General features: G+C 66.6%; 23 protein-coding genes. 5 read left to right on the top strand and 18 right to left on the bottom strand.

Annotated elements, in window-relative coordinates:
• Positions 1-96: 96 nt before the first annotated feature.
• From CCS01_RS27135 to motA, 8 genes are all read right to left on the bottom strand, one after another.
• Positions 97-345, bottom strand: a complete 249-nt coding sequence (locus tag CCS01_RS27135) for a hypothetical protein (protein ID WP_104521896.1) — start codon at positions 343-345, stop codon at positions 97-99.
• 267 nt (positions 346-612) lie between these two features.
• A complete protein-coding gene (locus tag CCS01_RS27130) occupies positions 613-1,008 on the bottom strand; it encodes a flagellar basal body-associated FliL family protein (RefSeq protein WP_104521895.1) in 396 nt (131 codons plus the stop codon).
• Between the two features lie 23 nt (positions 1,009-1,031).
• Positions 1,032-1,778, bottom strand: a complete 747-nt coding sequence (locus CCS01_RS27125; protein ID WP_104521894.1) for a flagellar basal body L-ring protein FlgH — start codon at positions 1,776-1,778, stop codon at positions 1,032-1,034.
• Positions 1,775-2,224, bottom strand: coding sequence for a flagellar basal body P-ring formation chaperone FlgA (gene flgA / locus CCS01_RS27120; protein ID WP_146101989.1), 450 nt, complete (start codon positions 2,222-2,224; stop codon positions 1,775-1,777). Before flgA ends, CCS01_RS27125 begins: the two co-directional genes overlap by 4 nt.
• Before the next feature lie 8 nt (positions 2,225-2,232).
• On the bottom strand, positions 2,233-3,015 hold the full coding sequence (flgG, locus tag CCS01_RS27115) for a flagellar basal-body rod protein FlgG (RefSeq protein ID WP_104521898.1): 783 nt from the start codon (positions 3,013-3,015) through the stop codon (positions 2,233-2,235).
• Between the two features lie 26 nt (positions 3,016-3,041).
• Positions 3,042-3,794, bottom strand: coding sequence for a flagellar basal-body rod protein FlgF (gene flgF, locus CCS01_RS27110; protein ID WP_104521892.1), 753 nt, complete (start codon positions 3,792-3,794; stop codon positions 3,042-3,044).
• 2 nt (positions 3,795-3,796) lie between these two features.
• Complete coding sequence (locus tag CCS01_RS27105; protein WP_104521891.1) at positions 3,797-6,079, bottom strand: hypothetical protein; 2,283 nt, start codon at positions 6,077-6,079, stop codon at positions 3,797-3,799.
• A 3-nt stretch (positions 6,080-6,082) separates the two neighbouring features.
• Positions 6,083-6,967 (bottom strand): flagellar motor stator protein MotA, encoded by an 885-nt coding sequence (gene motA / locus CCS01_RS27100; protein WP_104521890.1) that lies wholly within the window; start codon positions 6,965-6,967, stop codon positions 6,083-6,085.
• 117 nt (positions 6,968-7,084) lie between these two features.
• Between motA and CCS01_RS27095 the strand changes: the two genes are divergently transcribed.
• Complete coding sequence (locus tag CCS01_RS27095) at positions 7,085-7,996, top strand: lytic transglycosylase domain-containing protein (protein WP_104521889.1); 912 nt, start codon at positions 7,085-7,087, stop codon at positions 7,994-7,996.
• Positions 7,997-8,761: 765 nt separating this feature from the next.
• Here CCS01_RS27095 and CCS01_RS27090 read toward each other — a convergent pair.
• The 10 genes from CCS01_RS27090 to fliF all read right to left on the bottom strand — a co-directional run bounded on the left by CCS01_RS27090 (position 8,762) and on the right by fliF (position 19,364).
• Complete coding sequence (locus CCS01_RS27090) at positions 8,762-9,868, bottom strand: flagellar basal body P-ring protein FlgI (RefSeq protein WP_104521888.1); 1,107 nt, start codon at positions 9,866-9,868, stop codon at positions 8,762-8,764.
• A 40-nt stretch (positions 9,869-9,908) separates the two neighbouring features.
• Positions 9,909-10,991: a flagellin gene (locus CCS01_RS27085; protein WP_104521887.1), complete on the bottom strand. Its 1,083-nt coding sequence runs from the start codon at positions 10,989-10,991 to the stop codon at positions 9,909-9,911.
• 12 nt (positions 10,992-11,003) lie between these two features.
• On the bottom strand, positions 11,004-12,443 hold the full coding sequence (flgK, locus tag CCS01_RS27080; RefSeq protein WP_104521886.1) for a flagellar hook-associated protein FlgK: 1,440 nt from the start codon (positions 12,441-12,443) through the stop codon (positions 11,004-11,006).
• Between the two features lie 70 nt (positions 12,444-12,513).
• Entirely contained in the window at positions 12,514-13,857 is a 1,344-nt protein-coding gene (locus CCS01_RS27075; RefSeq protein ID WP_104521885.1) for a flagellar hook protein FlgE, read from the bottom strand.
• A gap of 52 nt (positions 13,858-13,909) precedes the next feature.
• Complete coding sequence (locus CCS01_RS27070; protein WP_104521884.1) at positions 13,910-14,791, bottom strand: flagellar motor protein MotB; 882 nt, start codon at positions 14,789-14,791, stop codon at positions 13,910-13,912.
• Positions 14,792-14,914: 123 nt separating this feature from the next.
• A complete protein-coding gene (locus tag CCS01_RS27065; RefSeq protein ID WP_239992415.1) occupies positions 14,915-15,967 on the bottom strand; it encodes a flagellar motor switch protein FliG in 1,053 nt (350 codons plus the stop codon).
• Positions 15,968-16,008: 41 nt separating this feature from the next.
• Entirely contained in the window at positions 16,009-16,842 is an 834-nt protein-coding gene (locus CCS01_RS27060; RefSeq protein ID WP_104521883.1) for a flagellar type III secretion system pore protein FliP, read from the bottom strand.
• Between the two features lie 40 nt (positions 16,843-16,882).
• A complete protein-coding gene (fliN, locus tag CCS01_RS27055) occupies positions 16,883-17,158 on the bottom strand; it encodes a flagellar motor switch protein FliN (RefSeq protein WP_104521882.1) in 276 nt (91 codons plus the stop codon).
• The gene (locus CCS01_RS27050; RefSeq protein WP_104521881.1) at positions 17,155-17,802 is read right to left on the bottom strand and encodes a FliH/SctL family protein; all 648 of its coding nucleotides are present in this window, start codon (positions 17,800-17,802) and stop codon (positions 17,155-17,157) included. Before CCS01_RS27050 ends, fliN begins: the two co-directional genes overlap by 4 nt.
• Positions 17,799-19,364 carry a flagellar basal-body MS-ring/collar protein FliF gene (gene fliF, locus CCS01_RS27045; RefSeq protein ID WP_158258633.1) on the bottom strand — a complete coding sequence of 522 codons (1,566 nt, stop codon included), beginning with the start codon at positions 19,362-19,364 and terminating at the stop codon, positions 17,799-17,801. Before fliF ends, CCS01_RS27050 begins: the two co-directional genes overlap by 4 nt.
• 200 nt (positions 19,365-19,564) lie before the next feature.
• Here fliF and CCS01_RS27040 point away from each other — a divergent pair, with 200 nt between their 5' ends.
• Genes CCS01_RS27040 through CCS01_RS27025 form a run of 4 tightly spaced genes read left to right on the top strand, consistent with a single transcriptional unit; the run spans position 19,565 to position 22,299 of the window.
• Positions 19,565-20,095 carry a flagellar basal body-associated FliL family protein gene (locus tag CCS01_RS27040; protein ID WP_104521879.1) on the top strand — a complete coding sequence of 177 codons (531 nt, stop codon included), beginning with the start codon at positions 19,565-19,567 and terminating at the stop codon, positions 20,093-20,095.
• A gap of 4 nt (positions 20,096-20,099) precedes the next feature.
• On the top strand, positions 20,100-21,167 hold the full coding sequence (locus CCS01_RS27035) for a FliM/FliN family flagellar motor switch protein (RefSeq protein WP_104521878.1): 1,068 nt from the start codon (positions 20,100-20,102) through the stop codon (positions 21,165-21,167).
• Entirely contained in the window at positions 21,164-21,601 is a 438-nt protein-coding gene (locus CCS01_RS27030) for a DUF2968 domain-containing protein (protein WP_104521877.1), read from the top strand. The genes CCS01_RS27035 and CCS01_RS27030 overlap by 4 nt, the downstream gene beginning before the upstream one ends.
• Positions 21,601-22,299 carry a MotE family protein gene (locus CCS01_RS27025; RefSeq protein ID WP_146101988.1) on the top strand — a complete coding sequence of 233 codons (699 nt, stop codon included), beginning with the start codon at positions 21,601-21,603 and terminating at the stop codon, positions 22,297-22,299. Before CCS01_RS27030 ends, CCS01_RS27025 begins: the two co-directional genes overlap by 1 nt.
• The last annotated feature ends 47 nt before the right edge of the window (positions 22,300-22,346 follow it).

The raw sequence follows: 22,346 nt of genomic DNA, 5'->3' as shown, positions 1-22,346 counted from the left end.
CGCACCATCCCCGACCGCGGCGTAAGCGGCCCCCCACTCACCCCCAACGCCACGCGGCGCCAGTTTCCAGCCGCACAGCGGGCGCTCCAGAATCTCTCAGCCGAAGAAATAGGCGATGATCGGGACCCACATCAGCGCGCCCAGCATGCAACCGAACATCAACCCTCTGGCCGATCCAAGATCGTCGCCGTCACGAACGCCGCCCCACGGAAGCACGGCCGTCCTGAGGTTGGCTTCATCCGGCGCGGCAGAACGCCCGTTGCCATAATGGGTCGAGGCCCCATCAACGCTGCCGGAAGCGTCGAATGCCAGGCCAACGGCGGAAGTGGTGATCAAAGCGGGCATTTGCCCCTCCTGCAGTCTCGGCGTCGCCATGGTCATACTCTCGCCCGTACTATTTTCGTAAGCAAATGTTGTCTAGTTTTGTCGAACCGCACAGCGCCGTCGCCGGCAGATCCGCAACCCCGGAAACCGGCACAACCGCAAGCAAGCGAGCCATGTCATGCCGCGGATGTTCATCCCGCCCGTTACGATCGGCGGCCGATGCCAGGACAGGCCATGGCGCTCCCGCGACACCTCCGGCGCGCAAGGACCGGCACGACCCGGCGTGCCTCAGCCATACAGCAAACGGGTAACCAGGACCTGCCGCACACTGTTGGGCCGCAGCCTGGAAATCCCGTCGAACAGCGATGACTTGATCATGACCAGGTCGGTGTGCCCCGGCGCCAGCATCCCCTGCGCCGCCATCGTCATCAACCGGCTGATGCACAGGTCCTTCAGGCGGGGCGCGATGTCGTTCATGTCGCCCACGGCCTCAGGCGGAACCTCCAGGGTGATGCCGATGACGACATAGGACATCGAACTGTCGTCGGGCAGATTGATGGTGAAATCACCCAGCGGAACGAAAGTCGGCTTGGCCGGCTTGGCGTCTTCAGCCGCCCGGGCCGACAGCGGGCAGCCGGCAACAGCAAGAAGGCAAAGCGCCGATCGGCGGGAAAGAGTTATCATTGCTCGATACAATCATGCTTTGGTCAGAACGGACTTACCCGGTTGATGACATCCTGTCCCCACGTCGGCCTTTGCAGGTCGGACGATATGCCCCGGCCGCCATAGGCGATCCGCGCCTCGGCGACGCGGTCCGAGGAGATCGTGTTGCTCGCATCGATATCCTCGGGCCGGATGATCCCGCGGATCTGCAGCACGCGCAGCTCGTTGTTCAGGCGGACCTCCTGGCTGCCGGCGATCTCCAGGTTGCTGTCCGGCAGCACGTGCAGGACCGTCGCCGCGACATTGACGGTGACAGTCTCGCTGCGCTTGATGTCGCCCTGCCCCTGGGTGCTGTCGCTGCCCGCGGTACCGATCGCGGGATTGGTGCCGCCGCCAAGTATCAGGCTGCCGACCAGCGTGCCGAGGCCGAACAGGTTGGTGATCGACATGCTGTTGGCCGTCGAGCGCGTCAGCGCGGTCTGGTTCGCGAACTCCGCCTGGTTCTGCAGGTTCACCGCAACGGTCACCAGGTCGCCGACATTGCGCGCGCGCGGGTCGCGAAAGAACTGCCTGGAGCCTTGCAGCCACAGCGACCCATGCATGGCGGGATCCAGGTCCGGCCCGGCGTTGGCCCTGATGGTGGGTTCATTCGTCGCGGTGGGCGGAATTTCGTTGACCTTCCCGGGACTGCTGAAGTCGGGCGGCTTCTGGAAGTGATCGAGCGTGTCGCATCCCGCGAACGCCAGCAGGCACAGCAGCGTAAGCGGAGAGCAGAGAGACCGTGCGTTCATTGCCCTGATTTCACCTCGACCGCGCCCTCGCCGACAACCGTTGCGCGAATGGTGCGCAGGGAGGCCGGGTTCTCGACACGGATTTCATCGCCGACGGAACCGGCCTCGAGCGCCCTGCCCTGCATCTGCAGCGACAGGCCGTCCGCCTTGTACCGCACCGTCACGATCGTGCTGGCCTTGACCGCGAGCACGGGGCCCAGGTCGTTCTCGGGGATGTCGTAGCCCGCATAGATGCGGCGCCTAACCTCCAGCCCGACGATCGGCGTGTCGGACGACATCGCGTGGCGGACCCGGCCGGATGGCGGCTGGGACACAACGTCCTCGCTGTGGACAATGTCGCCGGGCGCAAGGCTGTGCACGGCATGCCAGACGTTCTGTGCCGCCGCGGCGCGCGCGGTCATGATCAGCCCGGTCGCGACGATGCAGGCCAGAAAGATTCGTGTCATCGTGTTGCTCACCGTATCTGGTTCGTGGTCTGCATCATCTGGTCGGCGGCCTCGATCACCTTGCTGTTCATTTCGTAGGCGCGCTGCGCGCTGATCAGGTTGGTCATCTCCTGGACCACGTTCACGTTCGAGGATTCCACATAGCCCTGCTGCACACTGCCGAACCCCGGACTCCCCGGAGCGCCCGGGACAGGCTGGCCGGACGCATCGGTCTGCATGAGGTCGTTGCCGCCCTGCGCCTCCAGCCCCGCCTCGTTGGGGAAGGTGAAAAGTTGCAACTGGCCGACCGTCGTCTGCTTGCCACTGGCCAGGGTTTGGATGACCTGGCCCGCCGCATTGATGGTGATCGCGGTGGCATTGGTGGCCACCGAGATGCCCGGCATCACCGGATACCCCTCGTTGTTGACGATCTGGCCGGTCGGCGATTCCTTGAATGTGCCGTCGCGCGTATAGACGATGTCGCCGGTGGGCAGCTTGATCCCGAAATAGCCCTCCCCGTTGATCGCCACGTCAAGCTGGTTGCCCGTCTCAGTCAGCGAGCCCTGGGTCGACACCCTTGTAACGCCCGAGGAACGGACACCCAGCCCCAGCTGCATCCCGGTGGGCAGGATGGTTCCCTGCTCAGACGATTGCGTGCCGACCCGGGTGACGTCCTGGTACAGCAGGTCCTCGAACTCGGCCATGCCGCGCTTGAACCCCGTCGTGCTGACGTTCGCAATGTTGTTGGAAATGACTTCAACATTGGTCTGCTGGGCCTCCATTCCGGTCGCGGCGATACTCAGGGCGCGCATCATGGGCTTCTGCTCCTCGGGAAGTGCTACTCGGCGGGCGTGCCGAGGGTCTCGATCATTTTCTGTTCACGGTCGTTGTCATCGCTCAGTAACGTCTGCAACTGCTCGTACGCCCGGCTTAGCTCGGTCATGTTGGCGATCTCGGTCACCGGCTGGACCGTCGATCCCTCCAGCGAGCCCTGGATCAGCTGGCAATGCGGATCCCCGGCGTCGATCGGCTGCATGCCGTTCGCCGGCGCCGTCAGCAGCCCGTCGCCGCTTTTGCGCATCGTCATCGGATCCGTCGGGCGGGACATGCCGATCGTGTCAACCTGGACCGTGGCGTTGTTGACCGTGGCATAGATCGTGCCGTCGCCTTTTATATCGAGAGCGGTATATCCCTGCGGCAGCTGGATGGGCGTGCCGTTGGTGTTGAGCACCGGCCTGCCGGTATGATCGACCAGCGTGCTGTCCGGGGCGGCGTGCAGGCGGCCGTCGCGCGTGTATTGCGGCCCGCTGGGGGTCTGGACCGACAGGTAGCCGTCGCCGTTGATCGCCACGTCCAGCATGTTGCCGGTCACCTCCATCGGCCCCGGCGCCTGGTCGATGTACGTCGCCCGGTCCTGAACGAAGGCGATTTGATCGCCGGGAACGGCCAGCTGCTCGACATAGCTCTGGAACAACTGGCGGTCCGGCTTGAAGCCGGCCGAGTTGGCGTTGGCCACGTTGTTGGCGACAACCTCGAGCTGCTTCTGCAGGGCAAGCTGTGCCGAGAGAGTAACGTAGGTCTGGGCTTCCATCGTTAGGGTCCCTTGTCCGAGCCGGCCGGCGGCAGCAGCGTCTCGATCCGCTTGGCGCGATCCAGGGCGTCCTTCATCGCCGGATAGGTGAGCGCTGCGCCGGGCGGCGCCGGGCGCGACGGCGGCAAGGCCGCCAGCGTCTGTGCGGCGGCCTTGTCGCTGACCGGCACCAGCGTGCGGTCCGGGCTGCCGCCGGACAACGCCAGGGCATAGCCGTAGCGGTCCGCCGCATCCCGCCGCGCCGGCTCGCTCAGCCCCGGATTGCGCAGCAGATCGGCATAGGCGGTGGCCGCATCCGCCCATGCCTTGGCGTCGCACAGCAGCGCCGCGCGACGGGTCTCGTCGGCCACCCCGGTCAGGCCATCGAGCTGGTGGGCCGCGTCGGCGGGGCGCCCCATTTTCTCGTATGCGTCCGCGGCGATGCGCCGCGTGGCGGATGTTGCGGGCACTTCCTGAAGCAGCAGCAGCGCGGCGGATGGGTCGCCGGCCCGCGCCTCGGCCGCGGCGCGCAGCGTCTTGCCGTCGGGCGTGGCCGCGGTTTCGTCCGAAAACTGGCGAACGGCGTCCAGCGCCGCGGACGCCATGCCCTGCTTCAGCAACAGCGTTGCGGCGGCCATGCGGATGTCGTCACCCGGGCGGCCGGGCGTCGCATAGCCGCTGTATTTCAGGTAGAGCGCGATCCGCTGATCGGGATTCAGCGAGGCGGCAGCCGGCCCGGCCAGGATCGTCCGCAGGATTTTGGCGGCCAGGGCCGCGCCCCGGCTGTCCGCGTCACGCACGCCGTTCGGGCTGGCGCTTTCGTCGGCAATGGCGAGGGCGCCGGCGTAATCCTTCTGCCGCAGCCGGTTCTCGGCGAGCGCGGCCGCGGCGTCGCGCCCAAGCTGGTCGCTGCGATAAACCCGGGCCATGTCGGTCAGCAGCATCTCGTCATGCGACGCGGTGGCGTCGCCGCGGGCCAGTCCCATCTCCGCCAGCCGCTCGGTGGCGGTCATGCCCGGTACTGTCCTGGGGTGCTGGGCGGCGCGCCTGAGGAAGACCAGTTCGTCGATGTCGTCCCCGCCGAGGCGCGCGATCCGGGCCTGCAGCAGGAACCGCGCCGACTCGCGATCCAGCGTTCCCAGGCTGGAATTTCGCACAGCGGCGGCGAACGCGCGCAGGGCGGCGATGTTGTCGCCGGCCGCGTTGGCCAGACGGAATGCCATGTCCTGCAGCAAAGGCTCCGGCACATGATCAAGGGCCATGGCGGCGGCATGCGCGTCGCGCCGGACAGTGGTCACGTCGTGTCCGGCGGCGGCCTTCAGCGCGCGCCACAGCGGCAGGTCGGTCCGGTCGCAATTGGCCGGCTCGGCCAGCAGCGGCGACTGGGTGTCGATGATGTCACCCCGCAGCAGGCTGGCAATGTCGGCATCACGCTGCAGGCGCTGGCGGTCCGCGGCCACGAGCGGCGTGTCGCCGTTCAGCGCGGTGTTCGCGACGTCCACCGCCTCACCCGCCAGGTCGTCGGAGATGTAGAATTCCGCTAGTTTCGCCAATTCTGGTGCGGCTTCATGGGTATCGGCGGCGGCACGTCGCAACGCCGCCAAGGCCGTGGTGAATTTCCCCGGGCGCTTCCACGTGGCCATGTCGAAATCCGGGGCGCAGGCCGGCCGCTGTGGGGGCGCCGCGGCGTCGGCCTGCGGTTCGGCGGACGCACCCGCCTCGCCCTGCGAACGCGTTGGCGCTGTGTTGCCGCTCGGCGGGCGCGCATTCAGCTGCGACAGCTTCGCCGTCAGCGCCGCCCGCAACTGCTCCTGTTCCTTTGTCTGTTCCTGTTCCCTGGTGTGTTCCGTCGTGGCCTCGGCCTTGGAGGGTGCCCTGGCCTTGCTCCCCGGCCGGTCGCGAAGGTCGATGCTGAAGACCCTGCCGTTTCGCGTCGAGCTCACCTCGCAGTCGCAGGCCAGGCGGATCGCGATCACCGCCTGTCCGTCCTCCTGCCGCGACGACAGGGCGGCCACTTCCCGCACCCGCCGGGCATATTCGAACAACCGTATCGGCTGGGCCGTTGCCACAACGAGTTCCACACCGTCCTGCGTATTTCGCAAGATTGGGGTCGGCAGTTTGTCGATGAAGAAGTTGACGCGCGCCAAGTTGCGTCGCTGGAAGTAGCTGACCCTGACCAACTCCGTACGCCCGGGCGCCCGCGCCATGACTGTCGGCGGGATCGGCCTCGTTTCGGTGTATGCCAGGCTGCTGTACCCGCCCAGCAGGGCGGCCAGCGAAAGCCCGAGCATGAGGAAGCGGCGCATGGTCTAGTCCGACTTAGTGCGAATGCTTTTCGCAGCTTCGGTGACAACCTGATCAAGTTCTTCGAAAGACGGCTGGAAGTGGCTTGGCACCGACTTGCGGCCGACCTCGACGGCGAGTTGTGGCGCCAACCCTTCCAGGTAGGCGACGATGACATGGCGCACCATGCCCAGCAGCATGGCCTCTTCCTCCAACACGCCCTTCAGGCGCACCGCGAGCGGGCCGACAATGCCGTAGGCGAGAAAGACGCCCATCAGCGTGCCGACCAGAGCGGAGCCGATCATTTCCCCCAGCACCGCGGGTGGCTCGCTGATCGCGCCCATGGCCTTCACCACGCCCAGCACCGCGGCGACGATCCCGAGCGCCGGCAGGCTGTCCGCCATCGTGGTCAGCGCCTTGGGCGCGCGCAGTTCCTCGTGCTGCCGCTTTTCGAGTTCTGTTTCCATCATTTCGCCGACCTTGTGCGGATCGGTGAAGTTCATGGTGATGCTGCGGAACACGTCGGCGATGAAGGCAACCAGCGATCGATCGGCGGTCAGACGCGTGTAGCGCTGGAAAATCGCCGAGGAGTCCGTGTTCTCGATGTGCTTTTCCAGCGCCATGTTGCCTTCCTGCCGGGCGACCCGCGTCAGCAGGAAGACCAGGCACAGCGCATCGACATAGTCGCCCTTCTTCCAGCGCGACCCGGCGAAGATCTTCTTGAATCCGCCCAGCAACTTCTTGAGCGTCGAGAGATCGTTGCCGATCACCACGGTCATGCTGCCGGAACCGAGGATGGTCAGCAGTTCCGGGGCGGCGGCGTGCAGGATAACCGCGAACTTGCCCCCTGAAATCGTGTAGCCGGTGCCGATTGCGGCAAACACACCGATGATGCCAATGATTTGCCACACGCACTTCTGCCTAACCGGTTGACTCTGGCGGATGCTTTCTGCCCCACCGCTATTTTTATAGCATTTCGCATCCGTGCCAGCTAGTTTATTTTCGCAAATCCGGCCAGGAGCGTTGTTGTGGCGATCCGAATCCCTTCACCCGCCATCGGGGGCTATGCAGCCGATCCCCAGGTGGTCTCCGCGGTCCGCACGGCCAGCGTGGCCACGGGCACGGGATTCGATACCCTGATGGCCTCGGCCGAGATGGAAAGCGGCCTCAACCCCGGCGCCAAGGCCAGGACGTCCAGCGCGAGCGGCCTGTTCCAGTTCACCGAGCAGACCTGGCTGGCGACGGTGAAGCAATTCGGCGCCGCGCAGGGACTGCAAGCGGCCGCCGCCGCCATCGTTCCGCACGACGGCCAGTTGACCGTTGCCGACCCCACCGAGCGCCAACGCATCCTGAACATGCGATTCGATCCGGCCATTTCGTCGATGATGGCCGGCGACCACCTGAAGGACCTGGCCGGCAACCTGGCGATCCGGCTTGGCAGGCCGCCGGATGCGGCGGAAACCTACCTGGCGCATTTCCTTGGGGCGAGCGGGGCGGCGCAGATGCTCAAGGCGGCGCAGGCCACGCCCGACGTGCCGGCTGCACGGATTCTGCCGGCTGCGGCCAAGGCCAATCCGGCGGCCTTCACCATGGCTGACGGGACGCCCAGGTCCGCCGTGCAGTTCGTCCAGCGCATCCGCGACCGGGTCAACCAGGCGTTCCAGAGTATCGGTTCGGTACCGCCGGAAGGCGCCCTGCCCTTCGGGCAAAGCACCGGAACCAGCGTGGCTGCCGTGTCCGCCGGGCCCATGTCCAGCCGCTGGTATGCGCTGGCGGTTTCCAGCAGGACCACATCCGAGCGGGCGATGGCTGCCTCTCTGCTCGACGTGTTCACGCGGCTCGACCAGAGCAAGGAGTCATCGCAGGGGCCGCGTGAGAAGAAGGATCATGGCCTGCCGTTCGGCCTCGTCTCGACACTGGCCGCTGTCAGCGGCACGTAGCCGCCGCGGCGGAGCGCGAGCGGACCTGCATTTGTCCTGAATCCTGGGATCATTGGCGGCGTCGATGCAATGATGATCCTGGCCGATGGGACAGGTTTCATGATGACCGGAAAGGGCGGCGCGCTTCGGTGCGCGTTTGGCGATCATTTGCCCGGGCTTTGATGGGCAAGACACGGCGATCAATGCCGGACCAATGCGGACACAGGCCGCCCCAATCCCTACTCTGCGAACTCTGCGCACCGCTCTGCGAACTCTGCGTCGAATCGCGGAGGTCGGGCCGCCACCGGCGCTTCGGGTTGGGGAGCCCACCGGCAACGCCGCCCTTTGTTGCGCTACCGCATTTTCAACGCAGAGATCGCCGAGCGGAGCGCAGAGTTCGCAGAGCAGATTTTGCTGCGACCTGCGGTCGCGGTGAATCGATGGCGATCGGCATGCCGCGGCGACACCCTGTGCCTGGCGTTCAAGACGACGCAGACCAACTCAACAACGCTTTCGGGTGAGATCGCCGCCTTCCGCCACCCGGTCCAAATATCCCGCCAGCCGGCCTGTTCCGTGGCCTGGGGATTCGGCCTGCGTGCCAGGATGGCGGGACGGCCGCTTCCGTTACGCCACCGAAGGCCCCGCGGGCATCGAGGCCGGCGCCCATGCGGCAAGGGCGCCAGATCCTTCCTTGGAACGCAGCTTATCCTGACCGCCATGCGGCGGAGCCCGGAAACAGCGCCCGGACACCCGCCGTCTGACGATCAGGACGAAAGGCACCTGGTATCACATGAAATCAAGTTCGGCATGCAGCGCGCCGGACGCCTTCAGCGCGTTCAGTACCTGGATCAGATCCCGCGGCCCCAGCCCCAGCGCGTTCAGGCCATCCACCAGCGACTGCAACGTGACCGCCCGATGCATGACCAGCAGATGCTTGTCGGACTGATCATTCACTTCGACCTTGGTGTGCGGCACGACGACTGTCCGTCCATTCGAGAACGGGGGCGGCTGGCTCACCTGCGGCGTCTCGGTCACCCGCACCACCAGGTTGCCGTGGGTCACCGCGACCGGATCGAGCTTGACGTCGGCGCCGACGACGATCGTGCCGCTCTTCTCGTCGATGACCACCCGCGCGGGCACATCCGGCCTGATCGGGATGCGCTCGATCTGCGCGAGCAAGGCTGTCACGCGGTGGCTGTAGCCGGGCGGCACCAAGACATCCACCGTGCCAAGGTCCGTGGCCTTGGCGACGCCGTAGCCGAGCTGCGCATTGATTGCCTGCTCGATCCGGTTCGCGGTGGTGAAATCAGGCGTGCGCAGGGCCAGTCTCAGAGTCGACAGGTCGTCGAGCGAATTCTTCACTTCCCGCTCCACAATGCCGCCGCCCGGCACGCGGCCACTGGTCTGCACACCCTGCTTGATCGACTGCGCCGCCCCCGCGGCGGTAAAGCCGCCGACGACGACCGAGCCCTGCGCCACGGCATAAACCTGGCCATCGGCGCCCATCAGCGGCGTCACCATCAATGTGCCGCCGGTCAGCGCCTTGGCATCGCCGATGCACGACACCTGCACGTCGATCGGCGTGCCCTGGCGGGCGAAGGGAGGCAGCGTTGCCGAAACGATCACCGAGGCGACGTCGCGGGTCATGAGCTGCTGGCCGTTCGCGTTCACGCCCATCCGTTCCAATATAGCAATGAGCGAAAGCTGCGTGAACTGCGAATTCATCAGGTTGTCGCCGGTGCCCTGCAGGCCGACCACCAGCCCGTAGCCGACAAGCTGGTTGCTGCGCACGCCTTCGACCGACACCAGGTCGCGCAGCAGGACCTGGGCCCGCGCGACGGCCGGAAGCAGAAAGCCGAGCACGGCCAGAAGGAACAGAAAACCTGCTGGCATTCTGCCAGGACAGCGTTTCATCGTTAACTCCATCAAATGATCAGGGCGTCGGCATGTAGTGCGTCAGGCTGAGTTGCGAGATCTGCGCGGTCAGCTCGTAGGCGGCCTGGATCTGCGTCTGCAACGAGCTGATGTCCGTCGAGTCGGCGGCCATATTGGCCTGCTCGTAGGTGGCGATCTGCTGCTGCGTCGCCGACGCCGCCGATTGCTGCAGCGTAATGGCGCTTTGCATCTGCGACTGGACTGTGCCGACAGTGCCCTGCTTGACGGTCAGCTCGGTCTGGGCGTTCGACAGCACCTGCATGCCCTGGGTGACCAGTTCCGCCTGCCCGCTGCTGTCGAGCTGGCTCGACGCCGCGAGGCTCAGCATCGAAAGCCCCTGAAGCAGGTTGACGAAAGGCTGCTGGTTCGCCTGGGTATTGTATTGCAAGGTCTGGTTGGCGCCGATCAGGACGGACGTGTTCTGCGTCGCCGTGCTGCCCGTGTAGAACACGCCGTTGTAGTTGGGTCCAGACGTGCCGTTGGCGTTGTTGAACAGATTGTAGATCGCGCCGCCCGCGCTCAGCATGCTGTCGACGTTCGAGGCCGACAGCGGCTGGTTGCCGCTGGCCGACACCGCCGCGCTCAGGACCGCGTTCATCGTGTCGATCGGGCCGCCCGCCGCATCCGCCGCCTGCATCGGCGAGGCGGTGCTGTTGCCATTGAAAAGCGCGCTGCCGGCATAGCTCGTGTTCAGATCGCCGATGACCTGCTGCAGCGCGGCCTGTGCCTGCGCCGCGAGCCCGCTGGCGGCGCTGGCGGTGATCGTGCCGATGCCGTTGGACTGGGTCGAAAGCGCGGCATTGGTTATCGTCTGGGCCGTCGAGGCCATGTTTGACATGGCCGATTGAACCGTATCGAGCTTGTTCGCTACCAGGCCGACCGAGGTTTGCAACTCGGTCTGCTGGTCGGACTGGAAGTGCAACTGATACAGCAGCGCCGCGCTGGTCCCCATCGCGCCGGCCGGGTTGGCAACCTGGCCGGAGGCAACCTCGTTGACCAGTTGGTTGAGCTTTCCCGTCATGTTCTGGATCAGCGGGTCCATCTGCATGAACCCTGAGTAGCTGGATATGCGACCCGACATCGTGCGTCCCCGTCAGACTGCCTGGATAAGCTGGTTCAGCATGCTGGACGCGGCCTGCATGACCTGCGCGCTTGCCGAATAGGTGTGCTCGAGCGTCATCAGCTGTTGCAACTGGTCATCGATGTTGACGCCGGTGGCGTTGCTCAGCGCGGTCGTCGCCGTCTGCGCCTGCGCCGTGTTGCCGGTGTTCACGCTGGTCCAGTTGCTCAGCTGCGCCTGCTGTGATCCCGCCATCTGCGAGGCGTCATCGAGAATCGACGTTGACGGCTGGCCGGAGCCGGATGTGGAAGATGGCTGCTGCAGGGCGTTGATCAGGTTCAGGATCGTCGTGTTGTCCGATGCGGTGCTGGACGTCGGGCTGACATACATGCCGGACTGGATCCTTGCCGGATTGTTGCCGGTCTTTGCCGGGTCAACGGCCGCGTTCAGCGCGATCGACCCGGCAAGGTCGGTCGTGGAACCGGATGAAGGCGGCATGGCGCCGGCGTCGGTGAACAGGCCCGGCTGATTCGAGCTGCTCGCGGTCGGGTCCGCCGCCTGGAACGACGTGATGAGATTGCCGGCCAGGCTGTCCAACTGGTTGGCGAAGCCGGGCAGCGTCACGTCACGCAGCTGCAGATCGGCGGCGATGCTGCCGGACTGCGACATCTGGATCGGCTGGTTGTCCACCGTAACGGCGCTCAGGCTGCCGGTGGCGGAGGTGATGTTCGGCGTCGCCGAGAACGACAGCGCATGGACCTGTCCGTCGAACAGCGTCGTGCCCTGGTCGGTCGTGACGACGAGGCCCGTGGTGCCGCCCTGGAACACCTTCACCGGCAACTGCTTGGCCAGGCTGGCGACGAGCTGATCCTGCGTGTCCTGGTACGACGCGATCGATCCGCCGCTCGCCTGCGCCGTCTGCATCGCGGTCTGGTTCTGCGCCAGCTGGTTCAGCGTGGTGTTGACCGACGCGACGCCGGAGGCGATGCCCTGGTCCGCCTGTTCCCGTGCCGAATCGATGGCGGAATCGAGGCCGTGGAACGTGTTCACCACGCCCTGCGCCGCACTCACCACCTGCTCCTGCGCCGTGGTGTCGCCAGGTGTCGCGGACAGTGTCGTCAACTGGCTGCCCAGGGCGGAGAGCATCGACGGCAACGAACCGCTGTCGGATGCCTGGCCGAGGACATTCGTATAGTTGGTCAGGACGTTGACCATCTCCTGGCTGTAGGCCTGGGTGCCGTTCGCCTGGTTGGCGGTCGCCGCCGCGGCGGCATTCGTCATGCGCTGGATCGACTCGGCCTGGACGCCCACGCCGACGCCGTTCGAGATCTGCTCGGCCGTCTGCAGACTCTGCTGCACATAGCCCGGGGTGTTGGCGTTGGCGATATTGTTGGAAAGGATATTGATCTGTTGCTGCGTCACGTCCAGCGACGTCAGCGAGGTGTAAAGCACATTCTGGATCGAGGTAGCCATGGCGCGCTATCCTTCCGGCGACGACGCATCCGGCCGGTCCACGCCAGGACCGGCCGGATGCTGTTTGCGCCTACTGATTCAGCGTGTTCAAAACGCCCAGCATCTGGTTCGAGGTCTGGATCACGGTGGCGTCCGAGCCATACGCCCGCTGGGTTGCGATCAGATTGGTCAGTTCGGTGCTCAGGTCGACATTCGATCCTTCCAGCGCGCCGCCCTCCGTCGTGCCCGCCGGCCCCTGGCCGGGCGCGTAGAGTTGCGCGATGCCCGAGTCCGTGGACAGGGCATAGGCGTCGCCGCTCACCGCCGTCAGCCCGTCCGCATTGGGCACCATCGCCACGTCAAGCTGGTAGATCGGCCGCGTGGACCCGTTGGTGAATGACGCCGTCACCAGGCCGTCGGTGCCAATAGAGACGGTCTGCAGCATGCCGTAGGCGGAGCCATCGGCCTGGATCTTGGTGGTTGTATAGCTGCCGTTGTACTGGGTCATGCCGCTCGAACTGTCCGTAGCGCCGATGTTGATTGCTATTTTCTGGTTATCTGCCGTGGTCACGTTGAGTATGCCGGTCGTCGAATCGTAGGTTGGCGTCACATAGTTTGGCGCCGGATTTGTCGGTGCGACTATGGCCGGGGCCGGACTGCTGCTTAGCAGACCGGCGGTGGCGCCCGTGGAGTCGAAATTCAGGGTCATCGTGGCGACCGAAGCGCCAGACGCGGAGTCGAGGATGTTCATCGTCCACTGGTTTGCAGTGGTGGTGGGCGTGAACTGGTACGTCAACGTCTGGGCTGTCCCAAGGTCGTCGTAATAGTTGACCTCGGTCGATTGAGTCGGCGTTGTCGGCGCGGGGGTCGTGCCCACTGCCTGGCTCGCCGGCAGGTTGGCGGTGAACGTCATCGACGTTGTCGGCGTGCTGGCAACCGACACATTGGCGACGTTGACGGTGGTCAGATTGGTGAGATTGCTTGCCTGCGCGGCGACGTTCCCGGTTAAGGTTATTGGCTGCCCGGCGGCGTTCGTCGGCTGCCCTTGCAGGTAGTAACCCGCGGCGTTGACGAGGTTGCCTTGCGCATCGGGCCGGAATGATCCCGCCTGGGTCAGCAGGTATCCGTTCGCGGGCGAACTGGCGCCGCTGTTGACCACCAGGAAGCCGCTGCCGTTGATGGCGATGTCGGTGTTGACGCCGGTGTTCTGCACCTGGCCCGGCGTCGAGACATCAAGACGGGTCGACGTCGTCGTGCCACCCAGCTGGGGCGAAATGCCGGGCGTGCTGCCCAGCACCATCGTTTCGAAATTCGTCTGGGCCTGCTTGTATCCGACCGTCGAGCTGCCGGCGATATTGTTCGAAATATTACTAAGTGCCACGGACTGGGCGTCCAGGCCGGACACCGCGGTATTCATTGCGCCAAGCACGCTCATCGAAAGGTCGCTCCTTGCGGGTATGGATCAAAGACTGTCTGGATTGGTCTGCTCATGGCTGTGCTGCGGTGTCGGCACGGCCGTTCTGGCGCAGGCGCAACGCCGCGGCGTTGCGCAGGATGGTGACGGCGATACGCCGGTTACGTGGATTGTCCGGGTCCTGCGGCACGAGCGGCTCGGTGGCCGCCCGCCCCTCCACGTCGACGAAGCGGCTGGTCGCCAGCCCGTCGGCAACCATCCGCCGGCGCACGGCATTCGCCCGGTCGGCCGACAGTTCCCAGTTCGAGTAGTTCGGCCGCTGCAGCGCCTGGGCGTCCGTGTGGCCGGATATGATGATGGAATTCTGCACCGTCGCCAGCACCTCGGACACCACGCCCAGGATCATGGAAAGCCGCGGCGTGGGCTCGTAGCTGCCGGCGGCGAACATCGGCTCGCCGTCACGGTCGAAGATCTGGATGCGCAGCCCGTCCTCGGTCATTTCCAGCGACAGGTGGCTGGCGAGGCCCTGCAGCCGGCCGGTCTGTTCCATGCGCTCGATCTCGGCCTTGAGCGCCTCGAACCGCTGGCGCTCCATCCGGTCCCGGTTCGACTGCTCGGACGACCCCGCCTTGCCGGACCCGCCGCCGTTGTCGCGCCGCTTCAGGCTGGCGGTGATGTGCGGCGCCGCCGTATCGCCGTTCATCACGGACTTGCCGCCGCTCAGCACGCCGTTGCCCGACGGCAGGTCGAAAATGGAGGAGGTCGAGAAATAGCGGGCAATCACCACGCGCTGACTCTGCGTCATGGTGGCAAGCAGCCACATGATCAGGAAGAACGCCATCATCGCGGTGACGAAGTCGGCATAGGCGACTTTCCACTGGCCGCCGTGCTCGTCGTCGTGGCCCGCGTGGCGCTTCACGATGATCGGGCGCTTCGCGTGTTTCGGATCACTCATCAACCAGACTCACCGCAGAGCGGAAAAGGTGCGCATGAAAATATAATCATGGCGTTTCGCAAACAAGCACTATCTCGCAACAAAGGCGATTTTCCCAGCCGGCGTGGGAAAATCGCCGCGCGATCAGTAGAGCGCCTGGTTCTCGTCCTCTTCCTCGTTGATGATGATGCGCCCTTCGTCGTTCAGGCGCCGCGCCAGGGCGACGATCTCCGACTGCGCATCGTCCACTGCCTTTCGCCGCGGCGCCACCATGGTTTCCATTTCCTCGCGCAGCATGTTGGCCGCCCGCTCGGACATGCAGGACAGGAACATTTCGCAAAGCTCGGGACTGGCGGCGGACAGCGCGACCGGCAGCTTCTCCACCGCGCATTCGCCGATGAGCACGCCGAACGTGCTGCGGTCGACCCGCTTGAGGTCCTCGAACGTGAACATGATCCGGCGGATGCGGGCCGCGGCCTGCGGCTCGGCTTCCTCCAGCGTCGCCATGATGCGCTCCAGCACGTCCTTTTCCGACCGGTTCAGCATCTCCGCCATGATCGCCGTGCTGTCGCGGTCATAGGAGCGCGACAGCTCGGTGACGAACTCCCGCTTCAGGGTCTCCTCAATGTCGGCCAGGACGGTGCGCTGGATGCTGTTCATGCGCACCATGCGGATGGCCACGTCGGCGGCCAGGCGTTCCGGCAGCAGGCGCAGGATGCGCGCCGCGTGGCCGGCGGGCAGCTTGGCCAGGATCACCGCCACGGTCTGCGGATACTCGTTGCGCAGGTATCCCGCCAGCAGCTGCGGCTGCAGGTTGGCGAGCTTTTCCCAGATGTTGCGGCCGTTCGGCCCCTTCAGCTCCTCGATGATTTCCGCCACCTTTTCCGGCGGCAGCGCCAGGCTCAGCAGCTTCTCGGTGGATTCCAGGGTGCCGATGACGTTGCAGGTGCGTCCCACCTCGGCCTGGAACTCGGCCACCGTCTTTTCCACCTGGTCCACGCCGGTGCGGCCGAGGTTCGCCATCGCGCTGCCCAGCCGGCGGATCTCCCGGTCGTCCAGCGCCGACAGGATGCGCTGCGAGCGTTCGGGGTCCAGCGCCATCATGATGATGGCCGCCTTGGCCACGCGGCCGCCGGGCTTCGGCCCCTCGAGACGGTTGGCCAGCGGTCCGCCGGCCTTGGGGGTAGGCTTCATCATGGGTTCAACTCACTCGGGAACATGGCGGGGCGTCGCCGGCGTCAGGCCACGAAGCTGCGGACCAGCGAACCGGCGACCAGTTCCCAGCCACTGACCAGAACGAAGAAAATCAGCTTGAACGGCAGGCTGACCACGACCGGCGGCAGCATCATCATGCCCATGCCCATCAGGATCGCGGATATCGCAAGGTCGATGACCAGGAACGGCAGGAACAGCAGGAAGCCGATCTGGAACGCCTTCGACAGCTCGCTGATCAGGAACGCCGGCGCCAGCACGCGCAGCGGCAACTGGCTGCGGATCGAGCGGGCGATGGCGCCCGGCTTGCCCGCCGCGGCCTTGCCCCCGGCGGCCGGATCGGCCAGGGCCGCATCGCCGTCCTGGCGAGGCGGCGGCTTCCAGCCGGCCAGGTCGATGAACAGATTGATATCCTTGTCGGCGGTGTTCGCCTGCATGAAATCGCGGAACGGCGCCACCGTGCGGTCGAACGCCTGCTCCTCGGTGATCGAGCCGTCCATCAGCGGCTGCAGGCCGTTCTGGTAGGCCGTCTGGAAGGCCGGCGCCATGATGAAGCCGGTCAGGAAGACCGCCAGGCCGATCAGCACGCTGTTCGGCGGCGTCTGCTGCAGCCCGAGCGCCGTGCGCAGCATCGACAGGACGATGATGATGCGCGTGAAGGCGGTGCCCATGACCAGGATGCCGGGCGCGATGGCCAGCACCGAGGTCAGGGCGATGATGCTGACCAGGTTGGTCGTCAGGCTCTGGCTGCCGGTTCCCATGTTCAGCGACAGGCTCTGCGCCGCCGCCCCCCTGGCCACGAGGCAGAGGATGCATCCCAGGACAGCGGCGCGCCGCCATCGCCGTGCTTCAACACTCATACCGGGCATTCTGCCTGTCCTGTGCTGCGGGGGATCGGGGTCAGGCCAGGCCGCCCGAGGCGATTTCGGTCATCGAGATCGCCAGCCTGCCTTCGTCGGTGATCTGCACCTCGCCGCGCGCGACCAGGCGGTCGTTGACGTAGATTTCCACCGGCTCGCCCACCTTGCGGTCCAGCTCGATGATCGAGCCGCGGCCCATGGCGTAGAGCTTGCCCAGCGGCAGGATCTTCTCGCCCAGGACCACCATCAGGGTCACCGGGATGTCCAGGACCGATGCAATCCTGTCTTCGCCGAGCAGGCTTGTGCTGTCGCTCATTCGTCAATGGCCTTTGTATGCGGGGTATCTGGGGAAAGCAGCGCGGTGACCTGCGCGAGTAGGGCATCCGGCTCGAAGCTGAAGCCGCCGCCGGACCAGGCCGTGGCGACCGCGCCCGGCGCGAGGGTGTCGTCGGCGAGCAGCGACAGGCCGCCGGTCTCGTCGAGCCCCTGTTTCCGGATCGCCGCGATCGTGTCCGGGTGGGCCTGCACGACCAGGCTTTCGCTGCCGCGGTCACGGAACGCGTCGCCCAGCAGGGCGACGATTTCCTGCCCGGCCGCCTGCGCCAGCAGGGTCGGGAAGATGACGTCCAGGGCTGCGGCGATGACGGCCCGCGCCGCCGCCTCGAGCGCCAGCCGGGTCTCCGCGCGCGCCGCGTGCAGTTGCTCCAGGGCCATCAGAACCTCGCCGACGGTGTGCTGCCGGGCGTAGGTGACGCGGAGCTGCTCCAGCTCGGCCTGGTAGGCGGCGCGGGCCTGCTGCTCGCCCTGCTCCACTCCGGTGGCGAAGCCCTCCTGCCGGCCGGCCCGGAGGCCGTCGGCGAAGCCTTCCTCCCGGGCCTGGGCGCGCTCGCATGCGGCCTCGTAGCGCGGCCCTTCGCGCAGCGCGTCGATGGCCGGGGGGATGAAGCGGCGGCTCATCATGGGTCATTCTCCGAGATCCAGGCGCGGATCACCGCAAGGCTTTCCTCGGGGCGCGCGTCGACCAGTTCCAGCAGCGCGGCCAGCCGCGAGGGCACCGGCGGCAGGCCGACGCTTTCCGCCGTCAGCGCGGCGGTTTCGGCGGCCCCTGCCGGGCCAGGCAGCAGGGCCTCGCCTTCGCTGGCCGCCAGCGCGAGGCGGGCCTGCTTGCGCTTGCCCATCACCAGCAGGCCGGCGCCCGCCAGCACCAGCACCGCCGCGCCGCCGGCGATCAGCCACACCAGCGGCACGGGCGCCGGCAGCGGGACCTGGTCCGAGCTGACGCCAAGCGGCTCGCTGGGGAGGAAGCGCATCGTTTCGACGTCCACCTGGTCGCCGCGTTTCGCATCATACCCGACAGCCGAACGCACCAGCTCCGTGATCCGGTCCAGCTCCTGCTTCGGAAGCGGCTGGAAGACGCCCTTGGCGTCAACCGTGCCGTCAACCACGACGGCGACCGTCAGGCGCTTGATGTCGCCGGGCTCCTGAACGCGATCGGTCCGGGTCGAGCCGATCTCGTAGTTGATCGTCTCGCCGTTGTGGATGCTCTTGGAGCTGCTGGTCGCCGGCGAGGCGGGCGGCTGGGCCTGCTGGTTCGGCACGTTCTGCGAGACGGAAACCGTGGGAGGCGGCTTGCTGTCGTTGGACGTGTCCTGGTCCTGCTGTGTCTGCTTCGACCGCTCGACCTGCGACAGCGGGTCGTACTTCTCCTCGTGCACCACCTCGCGCGAGGCGTCGATGTCGAGCGAGGCCACCACCCGGACCTTGCCGGGGCCGACGAGCGGCTCCAGCAGCCCGACCACGGCGCGCTGCATGGCCTGCTCCTGCGCGGCCTTCAGGTCAGCGATGCGGCTGCCAACCAGCGCGGCGCTGTCGTTGGCGGCCAGCACGATGCCGGATGGATCGATAACGGAAATGTCCTCCTGCTGCAGGCCGGAGACGGCCCCGGCGATCAACACGCGGATGGCGGCGGCCTGCGCCGGACTCAGCCGCATCGCCCCCTCCATGGTCACCGCCACCGAGGCTGTCGGCTTCGGCGTGTCGCGGGAAAACGTGTCGCGTTCCGGCAACACGACGTGGACGCGGGCGCTGCGCACGCCGTTCAGCGTGGCGATGGTGCGGGCGAGTTCGCCTTCCAGCGCGCGCAGGCGCATCACCCGCTGCATGAACGAGGTCATGTTCATCGGCGACTGGCTGTCCAGCAGTTCGTAGCCGACGCCGCCCTGATGTGGCAGGCCGCTGGCCGCCAGCTCCATGCGGACCCGCGCGACGTCGGCCGGCGGCACCAGGATCATCGTCCCGTCGCCGCCGGCCTGGTAGGGAACCTTGAGCTCATCCAACCGCTGGGCGATCCGGCCGGCTTCGGCGGGATCCAGCCCCGAATACAGCAGCCCGGTTGGCGCCCCGGCGTGCGCCGAAAGCCAGGCCACGAACGCCAGCACGGAGATGGCGACGATCCCCATTGCCGCGATTTTCGCATAACCAAGTCTCGCGAAGACCTGCCGGAGGCCCGCGAATCGTTCCATGGGTTGCCCTGCTTTCTGCAGCCGGAAGGCCACGGTCATTGATCGTCCGCGGCGCAAGCTCACGAATACGTGAAATTTTCTCTGGCGTCAATTCGCAAATGAGATTATAGGAAATCCGAACGACAAGGTTGCGAAAACGTGCTACTTTATTCGCATTTCGCACCGCTGCGACGCAGCTCTGAAGAATTCGGAGACCCTCCATGGCGGACGGCAAGAAGGCTGGCGGCGAGGTGGTGGCATCGGGCGCCGCGCCGAAGAAGCGCAATATGCGAAAGCTCGCGCTTTTCGCAGCCGTCCCGGCCGTGCTCGCGGCCGCCGGCGGCGCCTACTTCCTGTATCCGGCCTTCACCGGCACGGCCGCCCATGCCGCGGCCCAGGAGAAGGCCCAGGACAAGGGAACCGCCAGCGCGCCGGCGCCGCAACCGCACCCCACGATCCTCGACGTGCCCGAGATCGTCATCACCCTGCCGAACGGCGGCCGCACCCGGCAGCTGCGCATCAAGATCAGCCTGGAACTGACCCAGGCGCCGCACAACCTGCCGCCGACGGAGCAACTGACGCCGCAGATCAATGATGCGCTGCTGACCTACCTGCGCACGCTGCGCGACGGCGACCTTGAAGGCGGCCTGGCGCTGGACCGCATCCGCGGCGACATCTACCGCCGCCTGACGCTGGTCCTGGGCGACAACGTCATCCAGGACGTGCTGATCACCAGCCTGGTGACGGGCTGAGGCCATGGCCGACCCCGACATGTCCGACGAAGCCATGGAGGCGGAATGGGGTGCTGCCGCCAGCCGGGCGCTCGACCAGAGCGACATCGACTCGCTGTTCGGCGACGCCGAAAAGCCGGCGGAAGGGGGCAACCAGCTCCGCCGCGGCCTCCAGGCCCTGGTGGGCGGCGCGCTGGTCGGCATCGACCGGCTGCCGACGCTCAACATCGTCGTCGATCGCCTGGCCCAGCTGCTGACCGCCAGCTTCCGCAGCTTCACGGCCGAGAACGCCGACGTGAACATCGCCCGCGTGCGGGCCATCCGCCTGGGGGAATACCTGGAATCGGTCGAGCTGCCGGCGATGATCGCGGTCCTGCGGATCGAGCAATGGGACGGCTACTGCCTCGCCGCGCTCGACCCGCGGCTGATCGTTTCGGCCGTCGACCTGCTGCTGGGCGGACGGCGCAACAAGCCGCAGCTGATCGAGGGGCGCCCCTGCACGGCAATCGAGCGCACGTTCATCGAGCGCCTGGTGCGCGAGGTCATCGCCCCCGACCTGAAGCGCGCCTTCGAGCTGGTTGGCGACGTGGACTTCGTTTTCGAGCGGTTCGAATCGACCCCGTCCTATGCGGCAATCACCAAGCTGACCGCCGCGTCGATCAGCTTCCGTGCCGACGTGGCGATGGAAAGCCGCAGCGGTCACATCGATTTCGTGATCCCCTACGCCACGCTCGATCCGGTGCACAACCTGCTGCGACAGGAATACGTTGGCAAAAAGCAAGGAGGTGATCCGGCGTTCCGGTCCCATCTGCTCGGAACCCTGCCACGCACCACCATGCATATCCGCGCAATTATCGAGCGGCGCCGCATCTCGGCGCGGGAAGTTCTCCGCTGGCGGTTGGGCTCGAAGCTGCTGCTGAACCAGCACCACGACGAGCCGATCGACATCGAATGCGAAGGTCTGCGGGTCATGCGCGCCCATATTGCCGAAAAGGACGGCCGGATCGCGCTGCACGTCAGCGAGCGCCGGATCGCCGAGGACTGGCCGGAACTGCGGCCCCCCGAACTGCCCGCGCGGACGGAGAGCGAATGACCAACATCCTGTTCGACGTCGTGGCCATCGTGCTCATCGGCGCGGTGGCGGTTCATTCGGTGGTGCTGCACATCCGCCTGTCCCGCTTCCGCCGCGCCCTGGCCGAGGTTGGCGATGTCCTGCCGAGCCTGAACGCCTCGGTCGGACGCATGACGGCGGTTTCCAACGGCTTCGCCGAGCGCCTTCAGGCCGACCTGCAGGCCGTGGAAAGCCGCCTGGCCGATGCACGGAAGATCGGCGTGGAACTGGCGGCCAGCCGCAACGCCGCCGAGGACATCGCCGGCCACCTGGAGCGGCTGTTGCGCCAGCACCGGCGGACGGAAACGCCGCGTCGTCCGGCGCCGATGCCACGGGAACTGGTGGAGCCGAAAGGCTTCGCCGCGCGCGTCGGCCTGGAAACGGACCCGGAGGCCTCGTTCGGAGGGAGGCGCTGATGCCACGGAAACCCGATCCAAAAAAACCGCGACGTGGTTTCAGGTTGCCGTTCCTGCTGATCGCGGCGACGGGCCTTGCCGGCGTGCTGCCGTGGTTCGGCGCCGATCTGGTGCACCGCTGGCCGTCCGCCGCGGCACCGGCGAGCGCTCCTCCGCCGGCGCCACGACCACCGCCGGCGGCGCCGCCCCCGGCGGCCGATGCCGTGGTCCTGCCCAGCGGCAGGATCGCCGAACCCGTTTCCGTTGCAACGCTGGCGGCGACCGAGCAGCCCTCGCCCATCGGCGACCAGCCGGGCGTCGATGGGCGTATCCTGGCGGAAGTCGCTCGCCGCAAGGCCGAACTGGACCAGCGGGAGAAGGCGTTGCAGGCCCGCGAGGAGCGGGTTGCCGCGGCCGAAAAGCTCGCCCGCCAGCAGATTGCCGAGCTGACGCAACTCAGGCAGAGCATCGAGGCGCAGGTCCGCCGCGAGAGTGCCGCTTCGGAAGCGGATCTGAACCTGCTGGTGGGCCTGTTCTCGAACATGAAGCCCGCGCAGGCGGCCGCGGTCATCGGCAAGCTCGATCCGCCCAAGGCCGCGCTGCTGCTGCAGCGTCTTGACACAAGGCTGGCCGGCCCGATCGTCGCCGCCATGGACCCCGCCGCAGCGCTGGCGATCACCGAGGAGGTGGAGCAGCGCCGGGCCGCCTTCCAGCGTTAGAGGCTTTGGAGTTGGCGGGGGAGACGTTTGGGCTGTCGGTGCCGGGG

Source organism: Rhodopila globiformis (assembly GCF_002937115.1).
GTDB lineage: Bacteria > Pseudomonadota > Alphaproteobacteria > Acetobacterales > Acetobacteraceae > Rhodopila > Rhodopila globiformis.
Note: the sequence above shows the minus strand (reverse complement) of the source record. Positions and strands in the feature narration are given on the sequence as shown.

Coding starts and splice junctions, on each gene's coding strand:
- fliF (WP_158258633.1), bottom strand. CDS start 19,364: ATGGAACGATTCGCGGGCCTCCGGCAGGTCTTCGCGAGACTTGGTTAT.
- CCS01_RS27085 (WP_104521887.1), bottom strand. CDS start 10,991: ATGTCGGGTCGCATATCCAGCTACTCAGGGTTCATGCAGATGGACCCG.
- CCS01_RS27025 (WP_146101988.1), top strand. CDS start 21,601: ATGCCACGGAAACCCGATCCAAAAAAACCGCGACGTGGTTTCAGGTTG.
- flgF (WP_104521892.1), bottom strand. CDS start 3,794: ATGGAAGCCCAGACCTACGTTACTCTCTCGGCACAGCTTGCCCTGCAG.
- CCS01_RS27065 (WP_239992415.1), bottom strand. CDS start 15,967: ATGATGAAGCCTACCCCCAAGGCCGGCGGACCGCTGGCCAACCGTCTC.
- CCS01_RS27050 (WP_104521881.1), bottom strand. CDS start 17,802: ATGATGAGCCGCCGCTTCATCCCCCCGGCCATCGACGCGCTGCGCGAA.
- CCS01_RS27040 (WP_104521879.1), top strand. CDS start 19,565: ATGGCGGACGGCAAGAAGGCTGGCGGCGAGGTGGTGGCATCGGGCGCC.
- CCS01_RS27135 (WP_104521896.1), bottom strand. CDS start 345: ATGCCCGCTTTGATCACCACTTCCGCCGTTGGCCTGGCATTCGACGCT.
- CCS01_RS27060 (WP_104521883.1), bottom strand. CDS start 16,842: ATGAGTGTTGAAGCACGGCGATGGCGGCGCGCCGCTGTCCTGGGATGC.
- flgA (WP_146101989.1), bottom strand. CDS start 2,224: ATGACACGAATCTTTCTGGCCTGCATCGTCGCGACCGGGCTGATCATG.
- fliN (WP_104521882.1), bottom strand. CDS start 17,158: ATGAGCGACAGCACAAGCCTGCTCGGCGAAGACAGGATTGCATCGGTC.
- CCS01_RS27090 (WP_104521888.1), bottom strand. CDS start 9,868: ATGCCAGCAGGTTTTCTGTTCCTTCTGGCCGTGCTCGGCTTTCTGCTT.
- flgK (WP_104521886.1), bottom strand. CDS start 12,443: ATGGCTACCTCGATCCAGAATGTGCTTTACACCTCGCTGACGTCGCTG.
- CCS01_RS27105 (WP_104521891.1), bottom strand. CDS start 6,079: ATGCGCCGCTTCCTCATGCTCGGGCTTTCGCTGGCCGCCCTGCTGGGC.
- CCS01_RS27075 (WP_104521885.1), bottom strand. CDS start 13,857: ATGAGCGTGCTTGGCGCAATGAATACCGCGGTGTCCGGCCTGGACGCC.
- CCS01_RS27125 (WP_104521894.1), bottom strand. CDS start 1,778: ATGAACGCACGGTCTCTCTGCTCTCCGCTTACGCTGCTGTGCCTGCTG.
- CCS01_RS27035 (WP_104521878.1), top strand. CDS start 20,100: ATGGCCGACCCCGACATGTCCGACGAAGCCATGGAGGCGGAATGGGGT.
- CCS01_RS27030 (WP_104521877.1), top strand. CDS start 21,164: ATGACCAACATCCTGTTCGACGTCGTGGCCATCGTGCTCATCGGCGCG.
- CCS01_RS27130 (WP_104521895.1), bottom strand. CDS start 1,008: ATGATAACTCTTTCCCGCCGATCGGCGCTTTGCCTTCTTGCTGTTGCC.
- CCS01_RS27070 (WP_104521884.1), bottom strand. CDS start 14,791: ATGAGTGATCCGAAACACGCGAAGCGCCCGATCATCGTGAAGCGCCAC.
- flgG (WP_104521898.1), bottom strand. CDS start 3,015: ATGCGCGCCCTGAGTATCGCCGCGACCGGAATGGAGGCCCAGCAGACC.